Origin of the sequence: Desulfomonile tiedjei DSM 6799 (genome assembly GCF_000266945.1) — a bacterium.
Classification (GTDB): domain Bacteria; phylum Desulfobacterota; class Desulfomonilia; order Desulfomonilales; family Desulfomonilaceae; genus Desulfomonile; species Desulfomonile tiedjei.
The window spans coordinates 6337795-6353100 of sequence record NC_018025.1 but is presented as its reverse complement, the minus strand read 5'-3'; the positions used below and the strand labels follow the sequence as shown (position 1 = coordinate 6353100).

Genomic DNA, 15306 nt, shown 5'->3' with positions numbered 1-15306 from the left:
TGAATGTAATATCGGCTTGCAATAAGTGCACCAACCCATGTAACTCAGTGTAGACTTCATAATTGATGGGTTGGAAGCGGAAAAATGTATCAATTAATTGTGTATAATCTACACATATTTTGCCAACATGAGAGTTTTTTTACTCAAAAGCTCAATAAAGAGGATAAAAAACCCTCTGATTATGCCTTAACACGTTATTTGTCAGTTTTTTTACAGCTTTTATTGTCATCCCATATAAATAACGTGCATATTTTACTTTGAAATCTCACCACTGCCTCGTTCCGGATCGAGACGTCAAATGCTAAGAGTGAATTGAGACAAGTAAACTTCCAAAGCACTCCTTTTGTCATTGGACATATCAGGACAATCAACTGCCCCTTTTACTCCTTCCACCGCCTTGAGGGCAAAAACCATACATGTAGGTTCACCGCACTTCCCACAATTTGTCTTGGGAAGCAGTTTCAGGATGTCGATCATACGAGGTTCAGGGGCTTTTTCATAACAGGGTGTAATGCTATCGCGATTTGCCCAGGCTTCGTTTATCTCTTTTTTCAGCCATGCCAGGATCTTGTCCGCTTCGTCTTCATCTTTGATTGCGTTCACAAATATGTCCCGACTGTGGAGCGCTATGAGCTTTCCATGAACCCGTAGCGTGAGCGTTGGAGGCGATCTTACGTAATCTCCGCCTCCGCCCAATGCGGAATTCACGTAAGGAAGCGCTTCTGAAATATCGCCATCCAAATGGGCTACACAGTGCACAGAGACAAATCCCGGGTTGCACTTCGGCCGAAAGAATTCAGTCGAAAAGCTCTTGATTAGCAAAGTATTCCTCCTTTTCTGAAATCAGCAAATTGCATCGTTATCTTATATGCATGACTGCGAAATGGTATCACAAGGAGAATCGGTTAAATTGTCCTGTGAAAAACCATTGTTACCCACGGCGGAATTGACCGAAATCCACTACGCCGAAAACCGTTCCGGACGAACAGGCTTTCAAGAATCCCGCCCTGATCTCTACTTACACCGGAAATCACCCAGCATTTAGAATGCCCGATTGTTCCGTTAGTTGCAATATTTTGAAGTACTTCGAAAGGAAGGTTTCCCACAACCAGATCGTAACTCGCCCTGAAAAACTGTGCCGCATCGGCCTCAATCACCTCGATCCGATTGCTGAAGCCGTTCACGTCAACATTTTTCGCGGCCGTCTTCACCGCAAGGCTGTTCATGTCCACTGCGGTGATTCGTTCAACGCCCATTGCTGCAGCCGCGACGGCCAGAATTCCGGTTCCTGTGCCTAAGTCCAGGAAAGACTCGATCGAATTCTCCGTAATTATCTCGTGCATGAATTCAATGCAGGTCACGGTAGTGGGGTGAGAACCGTCCCCAAAGATTACCGAGGGATCCAGAAGTAAAGCTCCACGCGGTGGAGAGCCGTGATTGTCCCTCACAAATATCAAGTTGCCGACTGTTCGGCCTTCCTCCGGGATTGCATCTTGCCATTCAGAGTATTTCGTAGAATGGCGGCATCGTAATTTGCAGCCACTTCGAGACAGACAGGCATCCATATATGCGTCCTGTATCTCGGTGAAGAAGAGATAAGAGGCATCATCTTCATTCCAGAGACCTACAAATGAGAAAGGAGGATCGTCCAAATTGTCGCGGATGTCACCTTCGATTTCATAGACGATGAGAGTTGTTTCCGGTGCCATCATGAGCAGTTTTTGACCTTGAACTTTCGAATGTCTTCGCGAAATGCGAGATGCCGGTCACAGGACGGCAAGATTGGCATCCATCATGCTCGCATTCGGCCTTCCTGCGAAGGGTCTTAACCGATTCGCTTTTTCTTCTCATAATCTGGGAGGCTGGAGTATCCCTCGCTCCGGACGACGCAGAGCCGTCTAATCACTCCGCTCAGGGCACCCCAGCCTTCGCCCACAACTGTCGAAATGGTATTACTCTCTTTCATACTTGCTGAAAATCCGAATTACTGCAAGGTCCGGATTTGGATTACGGTGATAAAAGTTGCTCGGCAGGCAAGCCCAATTGCGTATGAAACCGATCGATTCCATTCTCGTACACCTGAAGCGAAAACAAAACGCATTGAGGGTTTATGAGAAAAGTGGAAACTGATCAAGCCCTGGTTAATATGATATGATTCCGTGAACTAAGACCCTGCCTCTGCCCAAGAAAGACGAGCTTCAGTTCGGAAGAAGGAGTACCTCACATGAAGACCGATTTTGTAAAACGCCTGATTGAGATTTGCGGTTCCGAACATGTCTTGCGCTCGCCTGAAGCTATCGAGCTATATTCCAGATGTACTATTCCCTGGTCTCGGACCTGTGGAGCTGTGGCTCTTCCCGATAACGTCGATCAGGTTTCACGGATCGTTCAACTGTGTAATGAGTACGGAACTCCTGTCTGGACTTTCAGTCGGGGACATAATTGGGGTTACGGAACTGTACTTGCTCTGCAACAAGGCGCTTTGATCCTTATCCTCAGAAGAATGAACAGGATTCACGAGGTCAATGAAGAACTCTGTTATGCGGTGGTCGAGCCAGGTGTAAGCCAGGGCCAGCTCAACGGATATCTTAAAAGCAAAGGCTTCAACCTGTGGATTGATTGCACGGATTCGTCTCCCGACGGTAGTCTTATTGGCAATGCTCTCGATAAAGGAGTCGGCTATACTCCCTACGGCGATCATTTCGGTAATCTTTGCGGTATGGAAGTTGTTCTTGCCAACGGACAAGTTGTCACCACTGGGGGAGTATCGAAACAATGCCCAACTCGACATATCTACCAGTGGGGTGTGGGGCCCTGTATTGACGGACTCTTTGCTCAATCCAGTTTGGGAATTGTCACGAAAGCGGGCCTGTGGCTTATGCCCAAACCGGAAGCATTCGAAATGTTCGTAATAGGCATCTCTGATCCAAAACCTCTTGCGCCGGTAATCGATGCACAACGAAAATTAGCCCTGAGAGGAATCATCAGCCATTGCCACGGATTCAATGCTTTTCTGGCACTGGCTCGTTCGATTGGGTATCCGAGCCACCTTCTTGATGGAAAGCAACTTTTAGATAAAGAAGTGATTGAGCAGTTAGCTGCCGAACAAGGACTGCCGCCTTGGACCTTTGTCGGAGGAATATATGGGACTTCTCGACAGGTTAGGACCAACAAACGCGAAATCGCAAAGTATCTTTCGAGGTTGGGGCATCTCGTCTTTATCGGTGAGCTTTCACAAAAATCATTGAATCGGATAGTTGAGGGAGTTCGCAGACCAGGCTTTCATGGGGCTTTTTATCGGGGGCTGAAATCCTTTCTGCATTTGTTTGTTGACAGAATATCCACAAAGACGATCGAGTCTCTATTAGCTTTGTATCCAATCCTTAGAGGTGAACCAAACGAGGATATCTTGGCCGCTGCCTATTTCAAAAATAAGGAGCGACAACCCAAGGAGAATTTAGATCCAGCTCGAGATGCATGTGGACTTATTTTCTTTGCTCCCATTTTGCCAGCCATAGGAAATGAGATTCAAGTCTTCCTACAAAATATCGAGCGGATTTGTAGTAGCAATCATTTTGAAACTGCCGTCCTACTTATTCAGTCAAATCCGAGAACCTTCATTGTGCTCGTTCCGTTGTTTTTCGATCGAACAAATGCAGAAGAAGCAGAGCGCTGCCAGAGAACCTACGATCAACTTTGCGAATTTCTTAAAATACACCACTACCAGCAGTACCGGTGCACTACCCCTCAAATGGATAACATTCTCCAGGACAATCCATCCTATCAAGATTTCATGAAGAAGATAAAACTGGCCATAGACCCCAACCACATCATTGCAGCGGGGAGGTATGGAGTCTAGGGTTTCGTTTCCGTAAGTTAGATTGGTTAAGCAACGAGCACTCTTCACGTGGCACGTATTTCTCACCATATTCCCGGCCTGATTGCAGGAGCGGACCTGCGAGTCCGCCCAAATATGGGCAGACACATAGGTCTGCCTCTATTCGGATGGAGAATCGTGGCACGATTTCTTGTGCATTCGAGAATTTTGAGACAGTCTCGGGAGCACGGAGGCTGGCTCCCACCAATTATCGAGAAGCGCTTTTCGCAATCGGATAAAAATTCTGACATTTGCTATAAAAGCAACCTTACCGTCAGGTAATCGCATTGGACAGAGCGAAGAGAGAATGCCACCGAGAGAGAGATCCTCTACATCATCGTTTCGGTACGAGAATTAGGTCCTGGTGTTGAGGGCGTCAATCGGATCGAGCCCGGCAGCTTTCCATGCGGGATAAATCCCGAAAATCAACCCGGTCGCAAGAGAGAAGACCAGCGAGAGCACTACATATTCAGGAACCAGGACCACCGGCATTCCCGAGAAATATCCTATTCCCCATGAAACGGCAACACCTGACATCAGACCGGCAACGCCGCCTACTATGCCGAGGAAGGCAGATTCAGCGAGAAACTGGGTAAGTATATCTCTCCGTCTTGCACCTACAGCGCGACGAATGCCGATTTCGCTGACTCTTTCCCGGATGGAAAGGAGCATGACCCCAAGTATTCCGACTCCGCCTATGAGGAGGGAGACTGCAGCGATACTTGCCACCAACAGGCTGAAGGTTTTGGCTACCGAGCCCTGAGTTTCAATCACATCGGCCTGGTTCTGAATGGTAAAATCGTTGTCTCTTCCTTCTCGCAGTCGATGTCGCTCCCTCAAGAGCACTCTAATTTCGGTCTCTGCGATATGAATGTTCTCAAAATCTGTAGCTTCGACGAATATATTGCTCAGGTACGTGACGTTCATAAGCCTATTCATAGCTGTTCGTAATGGAACAATAATCTGATCGTCCTCATCTTCACCTGACACATTTCCTTTGGGGACTGTCACACCTATCACTTTGAACAGCACTTTGCCGATTCGTATGGATTCTCCTATGGGATCGCGGCCCAGAAAAAGATTCTGTACGACCGTGGGCCCGACCACCGCAATCGGAGCCATGAGCCTGTTTTCTTCATCATCAAAAAATGCGCCGTGTTCAATCGAGATATTTCGTATGGACTGAATTGACGGAGTGGCCCCCACGACGCGAGTGCTGTAGCTCACATTTTCGAATTTGATGGCAAGCTTCTTGGAATATGCCGGGGCAACCTCACGAACGGACGGGCACTCTTCTCCGATAGCAGCAGCATCCTTCAACGTAAGGGTCGTCATGATTCTGAGGCTTCCCAATTGTCCCTTGACAGACCTGGACGGTCCTGCGCTCACCACTATCAGGTTCGTACCCATGCTCTCTATTCTTTGACGAACATCGTCTTCAGCGCCTCTCCCGATTCCGACCATAATGATTACGGAACCTACTCCGATCATAATGGCGAGCACAGCGAGAGCGACTCTCATGGGGTGACCCATCAGGGATTTCAAGGCAATGTGGAAGCCTCGCACATGCGTCGTTCGCACGCTTTTACCTCAACGCGTCGATCGGGTTCAGATTGGCAGCCTTCTTGGCAGGTTGAATCCCAGCCAAAAGCCCGACGATGATTGCGCTGACGAGCGCCAGAACGATAGGTTGCCAGAGAATGGCCGACGGCATCTTCATGACACCTGAAAGCAGCTTTAATCCTGTCAGCCCGAGGATGATACCGATAATGCCTCCAATAGCAGCGACACTCACGCTTTCAAAGAGAAACTGGAGGAGGATGTCTCTTTTACGGGCCCCTATTGCCCTGCGAATGCCGATTTCGGATCTTCTCTCGTTCACGGCTATAAACATGATATTCGCTATAACAATGGCTCCTACGATAAGAGATATGCCGGACACAAGCACGAGAAAGATGCTGAAGGTGGAAGACAGTTTGGACGCAATATTCATCACATGGGTTGGCGTGACAATGGTGAAATCGTCCTCCACTCCGGCCTGGAGATTGTGTCGTTCCCGGAGGAGAGCACGAACGTCTTCGACGCTATCCGTCATTTGTGAAGCATCGTGGAAAACCACCTTTATCATAAGCAGGTAGTCTTGATTGAATACTCTCTTTTGGCCGGTTGAAAGAGGTATGACCATGCGACTATCCATGTCGACCCCAACTGCGGCGGTTCCACGAGGTTCGAGAACACCGATGACTTCAAAAGGATTGGTTCCCAGGATAATCTGTTTCCCTACCGGGTCCTCGTCTTCAAAGAGATCCTTCTGAATCGTTTTTCCTATCACGACCACCCGAGCGAGCTTACTGCTATCATCCTGTGAAAGGAATCTACCGTTTTCCGCAGTCGTGCTCCAGACGGACGACCAATTGGGATTGGCCGCAACAAGCACGCCGTAAGTGCTCTTGTTCCCGTATTTTGCAGGGAAATCTCTGCGGTTGATCTGTGGGCTCACATCTTTAACGTTTTCTATCTCAGACATCATTGCCTGAGCATCTTCAACCCTGAGTGTTGTGGGAATAGGCTGAGGGACTCCTGGCTTTCTTCCTGCCCCGGCCATGATCATAATTTGATCGAGTCCCCATCTTTCGACTTTGCCCATAACATCTGCTCTGGCTCCGACAACGGACGAGGCGATGAGCGTCAGTGTTGCCACACCAATGATAACGCCAAGCATCATGAGAAATGTCCGGATCTTATTCTCCATCATGGCATTCAGAGCTTGTTTTACCACACGGAGCATTCTCATCTCGGCACCTCCGCAGTTTTGCTTTCGGTAAGTCGATCGCTGGAAATGCTGCCGTCCTTCATGGAAATAATACGATCTGCCTGATTGGCAACTTCCACGTCATGGGTCACGATGATCAAAGTGGTTCCAGCCGCGTGCAAATCGCGGAATATTCGCATGACTTCTTGACCGGATGCCGAGTCAAGGTTTCCTGTGGGTTCGTCGGCAAGTATTATTCGCGGCGAGTTGATAAGTGCTCTGGCAATAGCCACCCGCTGCTGCTGGCCGCCGGACAATTCCCTTGGCAGATGATCGACTCTGTCGGCAAGTCCGACTGAAGACAACACTTGGACCGCTCGTTCCTTCATGTCCGTTTCTATGTCACTGTAGATGAGGGGAAGAATAACGTTTTCCCATGCGGTCATCCTTGGAAGCAGATGGAAGGATTGGAACACGAACCCGATCTTCTGGTTTCTTATGTTGGAGAGCTGATCGTCGTCCATATCCTGAACCGGGACTCCGTCAAGGATGTACACCCCTCCAGTCGGTTTATCCAGACACCCCAGAATGTTCAACAGAGTGCTCTTGCCCATTCCGGACGGTGCCATTATCGAAACGAACTCCCCTTCGCTGATGGAAAGGGAGATGTCCTGGAGCACCCGGACTTCTAATCGGTCCTTTTGAAACACTTTTGAGAGATTTTCGACTCGTATCATCGAACATCCTTTTCTGTTGTAGATTTTTATTTCTTGTTTGCATCCCCGAGGACCACAAGATCACCCTCACGCAGCCCTTCCAGCACTTCAGTATGGGACGCATCTTTCCAACCCACTTCCACATAGCGCTTATCGGGCATTCCTTTCTCCAGGGCGAGCACAAATTTTCTGTGTCCTTCCCGCTGGATGGCTTTGTTCGGGACAGTGAGAACTCCTTTGCGTTGCTCGAGGAAAATGAGCACATTTGTGGTCATGTCCGGCATCAACTTCCCTTCTCTGTTATCCACGCTAACGGAGGTGATGTAATAGACCACATTATCCTGGATGGTAGCTGACGGATAAATGGATGTAACTTTACCCTTAAATTCTGTAGCAGGATGCGCTGCTACCGTGAAAATGGAATCCTGCCCTACCCGAACTTTGCCGATATCGTTTTCATCGACATAGGCCAGCACTTCGAGCCGATCCAGATCTATGATCTTGATAAAAGTCGGCGCATTGAGCCCCGTAGTGACAGTCTCGCCTTGTATAGTGTTTACCGAAGCCACGGTCCCTTTAATCGGCGCGGTTATAATGGCATAGGATAGCTGAGTCTTGGCAAGATCGAGTTCTGCTTTGGCTTTGAGTAGCCTTGCTCTTGCTATGGCATACAGGGCTTCGGTTTGATCGAACTTCTGAACCGAGATGGACTGAACTGCATGCAATTGCTTGTCACGTTCATAGTCCTTCGACAGGCGTGACTCTTCGGCTTCAGCCTCCGCGAGAAGAGCTTCCTGCAGTTTCACTTTCGCGATAAGATCTTCCTGTTCAATGGTTGCGATCACCTGTCCCTGGACGACTTTGTCTCCCACGTTGATGGGCAACTCCACGACTTTTCCCGGGGTTCTCGCGCCAACTTTGACTTCCGCTCCCACCACGGCTTTTACGATTCCCGTGGCCTGGACTGTTGCGCCAAGATCGCGCTTGAGGACCTTTGCCGTTTTATAAGTTTTTTTGGGTTTGCTCGCGAATCCACCTTTCACCCAGTACACACCTCCAGCGAGGAGAACGACCGAGATAACCAGGAGAATTCCCACGAGCCTGAATTTGGAATTTTTACGTGGCATTCTTTTATGTCTCCAGAGACAAGTTGGACGGAATACTCTAACATTACTGTGGCTTCTTGCCAAAATCGGTTACACGCGTATTCTACGAATTCACACTAGAATACCTGCCAAATTAAAAAAACTTGCGGGATTTGAGAAAAATAATCTTCGGTTTGTTGCTGCTGCAGGATGTGGACCCGTTGAGAGCGATTGCCAAATTCTGACGTTTATCCCACGTTCCAATAGAAGATACTAGTGAGGACCGGCGTTCCGAGGTTGTCTCAAAATTCAATCCACAGAACATCGTGCCACGATTCTCCATCGGAGTAGGGGCAGACCAATGCGTCTGCCCTTATTTGGGCGGACACGCAGGTCCGCCCAAATACTCACACCGGGAAGATGATGAAAGATTCGTGCCACGATCAAGGATCAACTTTGAGTTTTGAGACGATTTCTCCCTGGCGGTCCATTCTATCGATATCACTGATTATATTGAAGATGTGCCGGCACGGAGGCCGGCACCTACCAACACTGGTATCCTGGAAACGACAAAATAGATCTCTACCGAGAGCGCTTCGTCAGTTCTGGTTTCAGTTCACATTACCAGATGGTCTACTCTGCAGAATTCTGTCTCCAGAGGAAGAACTCAGTAAAAGGAAAATTATCCGTGATCACTGGAATATACGTATCGTCTCGCATTACGTCCATTTCGTGATCTGTTACTTTGAGCAACCCTTTCAACTGCTCCGGAGTGGCACAGGACTGGTCATATTCTTGAAGATCCGCGACCAGGGACGGGTTATGGTACAGAGAGGCGATATGTTCGTCCAGTTGTTCCGGAGTGACCGGCCTCAGGGTGCCAATGAGGTAGAAGCCCCATCCAGCGGGCCCTCCCCAGACACTGCAATAGGGGAAAACCGTACTAAACGTCCTCTGGAGCGCGATTTCATCGGCTTCATGCTTGCTTCCCGGAAACCAGAGGCACATTGCGCCATTTTTGTTCAGTCGCGATTTACACAGTTCAAAGAATTCACGTGTGTAGAGGTTGACCGTTCGAGCGCTCCAGACGGGAGGAGCAGGATCTACGGTAATGACATCGTACGTTTTGGGTGAAAGCAGAATATGATTCCGCCCGTCATTCGCGACCAGGTGGATATTGTTCTTTTTCAGGAGGTCTTCCGAATCCGGATGGAAGTATTTGAAGGTTCTAAACGTTTCCGAAACCAGCTCAACCGCGGTAATGTCAAGCTGCGGGTATAGAGCCGCCGATCTGACCGTAGTGCCCATGCCGAAGCAGATGACAAGAAAACTCTTCGGTTTTTCCGCGAAGAGCAGCGGCAAATGAGCCATGAGTTTGGTTTCCGTGCACAGCTTGGTCATACCAATCCCGTTGATCCAGAGCTGTTTCCAGTTGTTAACCTGAAAGGCTGTCACAGTTCCTTCCAAACCTTCTTCATGAAAGAAGATTTTTGGCGGAGTCTTTATTTTCATTTTGTACCCGTGGGACAACCTGCCCTCATTGATTCGCTTCTTGATAATCGCTGTAAACGAGTCTTCACCCGCTACGGTGAACAGCATTAAAGCCAAAATCACCAGCCCTGATAAACCTGCACAGGCCAATGCCGGAACTTTTCGCGGCTCAAGCAGCACCAGCAGTATACCGAGGGCTCCATTGAGCAGAGCCAAGAGGACAACCGTTTTGCCTGCACCCAGCACGGGAATCAGCAAGAATCCTGCTGCCAGTGACCCGAGAATGCCGCCGACCGTGTTGAAGGCATAGAGCCTTCCCACCCAGGAGCCTGTTTGTTCCACAGCTTCCGCATAACACCGGCCCGCAATGGGGAATATCATGCCAAAAGCGAACGTCATGGGAAATACCAGGATCACCGTGGCTGCAAACGGAAGAATCCATCCCATTCGATCGGTGATGAAGAGGCTGTCCAGCGGCTGGAACAGGTGCAGATTGATAAGAGATATGCCTGCAATAGCGAACTCCAAAATGCCGAATATGAAGAGAGGCGTCTCCATCCGGTCGGCTGATTTGTGGACAGCAATGCTGCCCAGCGAAATACCGGCCAAAAACACGGCCAGCATTGCCGAAAAAGCATATATCGAATTCTCGAGGAACAATATGAGTTGTCGTGTCCAGATCACCTCATAAGCGAGAGCTGTGAATCCGCTGAACGCAAATACGAAAAGAACCGCGCGCCTTATTTCCGGTGAATACGGGGAAATGGTGACCGGTTTTGTCGTTGCCGCTTCCTGCGGCTCCAGGACAAGAGGTTGTCCGAATTTCAAATACACAAGATATGCAGATGCGGCTGCTCCGATATTTATTGCCACTCCCACCATTACCGCAGCGGATTCACCGAAGAGTCCTATGAGAAAGAACCCGCAAAGGACTACGCCCATAACAGCTCCCCAGGTGTTTATGCCGTACAGCAGACTCAGGTGCTTGCCGAAAAAGTGGTCTTGCTTGACCAGATATGAGGTCAGGATCGGCAGCGTGCCTCCCATCAAAACGGTAGGAACCAGGAGGATCAGGAACGAAACCAAACCGGTGAAAAGAGCGGTCAAGGTGACGCTTTCGCCGGTCATTCCATATACGGCAGAGGACAGGGGCACAGAAGCAGCAAAAAGATACGGCACAATCAACACCGTACCAGCAATGAGCAATTCGAGGAGTGCATAGACCTTCAAGGCATCATTGCGTTTGTCGATTATCCTCCCGAAGATGAAACTGCCCAGTGCAAGGCCGGCCATGAATGCTGCAACCACTATGGCCGTGGCATGGATTGTCACTCCCGTGGTTCTTGAGAGTATCCTGAGCCACACCACCTGATATATGAGCCCACTCATCCCTGAGGCGAAAAAGATTGCATAAATGAGAAATCTTACCTGCATTATCCTGTTCTCCCTTTTTCCGGCCCGTCGAATATCCTCATGCGGAGAAAATGTCTACAGCTTTCTGAAATCCGGTACTGACGCATCGAGAAAAATTTCTTCCTTTGGTCTGTACCTATTCTGATACGATTTCGCAAGAAAAGAAGGAAATCGAGAGGAAGGTTCCTGCAATCCGATTTCTCACGGGATTCCCGGAACCCCACTTCAAGCGAACTTTTGACACTCGCCGGGAAACGGACTTCCGTGAGAAATTTCAGTCCCCGGCCAATGATTAAGTTGCTGCAAGAGGTTCCTGGGAGACTATTCACAAAAAGGTCCCCCGGATTTGCTCTTCTGAATACAAGAATGGTGTGAGGATATATCGCCCCATCCAGACCGACGTTCACAGGTTGCCGAGAAAATCCGTAAACTCGGAATCGTCTGAACTGGGCCGTGTCATAGCACGAGTTTGTTTCAGTTAAACGAGCATACCGCTCTCTTTATATTTTCGTCAATCGCGATTGTGCGGAACCGGCGGGTTATACAGCTCCTTTAACGGTCATTTTTTTCCGGAATTCCCGGCTGCTCTCGTTCAAATGGGTTACTAACAGGATCTTGCTTATCTGGGATTTGCTCTTATAATCGAAATTGAGGCTATTTCAACGAACGAATTCGTCCCGATACTTCGTGTGAGGGAAGATACTGCATGTCAAGAGGCTCTGTGTATTTTTTTACAGTTTCAATTTTGTTGCTCCTGTTTCAATGGTTCGTTTTTGTATCCGTACGTAAGTACCTGTTCTCCAAAGACCAAGGCCTCGGAATAAAATCTGTTCTTTTCGGAATAGGAATCCTCGCAATCCTCAATATGGTGGCGGTCAGATTGGTGTTTCATCCTGAGCCTTTGGCTCCGGACACCCTGGCCAAACAGATAGTCTCCGTTATTTATTATTCGTATATCGGCTATGTGATTCTCTTGACCTTAGTATTCGCTCTCATTGAGCTGGTGTGGTTGGGCTGGAGAATTGTCGATCAGTTAGTAAGAGAGCGAAAGCATGCCTTTTCCGGGCTGCGACAGAACGAACAATTTGTAAAAGCCGCCAAATCGTCTGATATCGGTCCGGAAATCGAGCAGGAGACTTCGACAAGCTTGCCAATGGGAGATGACTCTCCGGTCCCTGCACGAGCGCCTACAGTGTATTCGAGGATCCCCGAAACGGCTACACGAAGGGCTTTCCTCAAATGGTCCGCGGCAACGGGAGTGGTCTTTGCAACGGGATATGCCGGACACGGCATAGCGGAAGCCTATCAAATCCCTTCTGTGGAACAGTACGATGTCAGTCACCCGATGCTTCGCGGCATTAATCGCCCTCTCACGTTTCTCCATATAACTGACGTGCACTTCGGTCTATTTCTCTGGAGCGAGGAATTGGAGCGACTTGTTGACAATCTCAATGGATTGGAAGCAGATGCTCTCATATTGACTGGCGACATTTTTCATTCTTCAACTACACCCGTACATAGAGCCGTCCCTATATTGAAGCGGCTCAAACCCAGGCGATTCGGCAATATAGCTGTTATGGGCAATCATGAGTTCTATGCAGGGGAAAGACGATCGGCCGAAGCTCTTACGGAAAGCGGATTTACACTCCTGCGAAACCGGTGGATGACGTGCCGGGCAGATGGTTGTAAATTCCATATTGGTGGGATTGACGATCCTCGCAAGAATTGGATCCTGGGAAGGACTTTTCCACAGATTTCCCGATTCTTGAACAAAGCGCCGCATTCAGGATTCCGATTGCTATTGTCTCACCGGCCTCAGATCCTTCCCCATGCTGCTGAACATGGTATTGACTTGATCCTGGCAGGGCATACTCACGGCGGCCAGCTTATATTTCCCGCACCCGGTGCAAAGAGGGGATTGAGTATGGCAGGGCTGGTATCCGAATACACTCATGGCTGGTACAAAGAGATGGGAAGCCGCATGTACCTGAATCGCGGGATCGGAATGAGTTTTCTTCCCTGGCGTATCAACTGCTCGCCTGAAATAGCGTTGTTTCGTTTGAAGCCGCAGGAACGACCTGACGAAATGACCCCTGTTATATGATGCCGATTCGCTTTTCTTCTTATAATCTGAGAGGCTGGAGTATCCTTCGCTCCGGACGACGCAAAGCCGTCTAATCACTCCGCTCAGAACACCCAAGCCTTCGCTATCTTAGACCAATGCGCTGTCCAATGGGTAAGAAAGCAGCATGTCTCCTCCGCTACGAACGGCGCAGCCTGACTGCGCTTCGGAGGCATGCTGCTTCCTGGCGCAAGTCACTTCCTTGAACGGGCATTGCATTGGTATTATATACCAAATGTCAGAGTTTTTTGTCCGGCTGCAAAAAGCGCTTCTCGAAAATCGGTGGGTGCCGTGCTTCTGTGCCGGCACATTTTTCATATAGCGGTTATCGAAAGTCTTGACGGAATCCAATGCCTGCAATGAGAAGAATCAGTAGCGCCGGCGTCCCTGCCGGCGAGAACTTATTGATTTGTTTGGTGAATTGTTCGCCGGCACGGAGGCCGGCGCAATGCTGTTGACTTAAGCTGCGGGGACATTTTTGTACCTGCGGTAAAGCCATTTGTTTTTGCTTTGCTTGTTCACCCTTGGTTGGGGTGGTCGCTGACTGTTTGGTCGATAGTATTTGACACGATAGATTTCTTTGAGAATATCCTGAAAGATTTCGATGGCTCTTTCAGGATCGTCTGCGGCGAGCACGGCGGCTTCAGACGCGAGCGTCATGACCGCATTCTTGAACTGAGGTTCTCCGAGCTCTCCACCGAGTAACTGGGTGGAAATGGCCATGAGAGTTCTTGAGATCACAGCCATGATCGCAGCTGCAAAGAGTTCTTGCAGGACGCTGTTGCAGGTTTTGCCATGAAATTTTTCGATTTCGAGCCCAATCTTTTCATCCCGGAAATAGCTCTCGATTTCCCATCGCCTGAAATAGAGGTCAGTGATCTCCTGTCTCGGAAACTCCACCTTGTCGTAAAGATTCGTCAGGAGAACCGAGAGGGTTCCGTCAGGATTGGACAGTCTGATGACTCTCACTCTGATGGGCTTGGCGGCCTTTCGTTGTTCAGCCGTCACCTGGCTGAGATAGTTCGATGTCGGAGGAATCACGATTTCGGCTTCGCTCTTCCCGCTCCGAATGAATTCCTTTACTGTGGCGAAGGTGGACGTTGCGGGGCAACGTATCACGAAATAGCCTTTGAACTTGTCCAAAAGGTAGCTGAGAAATTCATATCCTGGGTAACCTCGATCCAGGAGCAAGACACTTCCCTCAGGCACGAGGGGCAGGAGATGTTTGGCTTGGTCCCGCTCCGAAGAATTCACCGGGACCACAGTTCTTGCGATGGGCAGACGTCTGAAGACGTCATAGAGCGTGCATACAAGACACTGAGGATAATGTCCTTTGCCCGCTTGCCCAAGTCCGCTCTCAGGATCAAACTCGGCCCTGAGCTCATCGGCGGCTGGAAGCGTATAGTCGGAGCCATCTATCGCATGAGTGGACATACCATGCCACTCGTCCTTCGGGCTCTTAGGCCAACACTCATAAGCCAGACCAACCGCATCATCGAGTATTTGCCGAAAGATCCTCCAATCCACCTTTTTGCGCGCCTTGGTGAGCGCGCTTCGATGGATCGCCTCGGCGTCAGGCCAAAGGCCAAGAATTCTGGCATGTCGAAAGAATTCACCGGATTTCATGTCCACTCCTTTACCCTTTCCACTGGCGGCAATGGACAAGATGAAGGTGATAAGCTTTCCAAAGGCGAGTTTTCTGTTTCGAGTAAAGTCCTGAGGCGAGCGTTTCTTGGAAGGGTCGATTTGTCCGGGAATAATGTGAAGAAATTTTTCAGCGTACGCGCTAAGTTGGCATGGTTCTTCAAAGCATAATGCGTGCCATAATAAAATCCTTTCAGCAGCTTGTT

10 protein-coding genes are annotated in these 15306 nt (G+C 49.2%); 2 read left to right on the top strand and 8 right to left on the bottom strand.

Annotated elements, in window-relative coordinates; translation table 11 throughout:
* Positions 1–294: 294 nt before the first annotated feature.
* Together DESTI_RS27355 and DESTI_RS27350 are read right to left on the bottom strand one after the other, a co-directional pair.
* Positions 295–822 carry a (Fe-S)-binding protein gene (locus DESTI_RS27355; protein ID WP_014813189.1) on the bottom strand — a complete coding sequence of 176 codons (528 nt, stop codon included), beginning with the start codon at positions 820–822 and terminating at the stop codon, positions 295–297.
* Positions 823–905: 83 nt separating this feature from the next.
* Positions 906–1712 (bottom strand): 50S ribosomal protein L11 methyltransferase, encoded by an 807-nt coding sequence (locus tag DESTI_RS27350; RefSeq protein WP_014813188.1) that lies wholly within the window; start codon positions 1710–1712, stop codon positions 906–908.
* A 512-nt stretch (positions 1713–2224) separates the two neighbouring features.
* Here DESTI_RS27350 and DESTI_RS29570 point away from each other — a divergent pair.
* Complete coding sequence (locus DESTI_RS29570; protein ID WP_014813187.1) at positions 2225–3859, top strand: FAD-binding oxidoreductase; 1635 nt, start codon at positions 2225–2227, stop codon at positions 3857–3859.
* 372 nt (positions 3860–4231) lie between these two features.
* Here the strand turns inward: DESTI_RS29570 and DESTI_RS27340 are convergent, their stop codons facing one another.
* From DESTI_RS27340 to DESTI_RS27320, 5 genes are all read right to left on the bottom strand, one after another.
* Complete coding sequence (locus DESTI_RS27340; protein WP_014813186.1) at positions 4232–5458, bottom strand: ABC transporter permease; 1227 nt, start codon at positions 5456–5458, stop codon at positions 4232–4234.
* Positions 5459–5462: 4 nt separating this feature from the next.
* Positions 5463–6671, bottom strand: coding sequence for an ABC transporter permease (locus tag DESTI_RS27335; RefSeq protein WP_014813185.1), 1209 nt, complete (start codon positions 6669–6671; stop codon positions 5463–5465).
* Positions 6668–7366: an ABC transporter ATP-binding protein gene (locus tag DESTI_RS27330; RefSeq protein ID WP_014813184.1), complete on the bottom strand. Its 699-nt coding sequence runs from the start codon at positions 7364–7366 to the stop codon at positions 6668–6670. The genes DESTI_RS27335 and DESTI_RS27330 overlap by 4 nt, the downstream gene beginning before the upstream one ends.
* Before the next feature lie 26 nt (positions 7367–7392).
* Positions 7393–8472: an efflux RND transporter periplasmic adaptor subunit gene (locus DESTI_RS27325; RefSeq protein WP_014813183.1), complete on the bottom strand. Its 1080-nt coding sequence runs from the start codon at positions 8470–8472 to the stop codon at positions 7393–7395.
* A 591-nt stretch (positions 8473–9063) separates the two neighbouring features.
* Positions 9064–11355, bottom strand: a complete 2292-nt coding sequence (locus DESTI_RS27320; protein WP_014813182.1) for a fused MFS/spermidine synthase — start codon at positions 11353–11355, stop codon at positions 9064–9066.
* Positions 11356–12040: 685 nt separating this feature from the next.
* Between DESTI_RS27320 and DESTI_RS27310 the strand changes: the two genes are divergently transcribed.
* A complete protein-coding gene (locus DESTI_RS27310) occupies positions 12041–13438 on the top strand; it encodes a metallophosphoesterase (protein ID WP_014813181.1) in 1398 nt (465 codons plus the stop codon).
* 477 nt (positions 13439–13915) lie between these two features.
* Here DESTI_RS27310 and DESTI_RS27300 read toward each other — a convergent pair whose 3' ends face one another.
* Positions 13916–15133 (bottom strand): IS4 family transposase, encoded by a 1218-nt coding sequence (locus DESTI_RS27300; protein WP_237671475.1) that lies wholly within the window; start codon positions 15131–15133, stop codon positions 13916–13918.
* Positions 15134–15306: the final 173 nt, after the last annotated feature.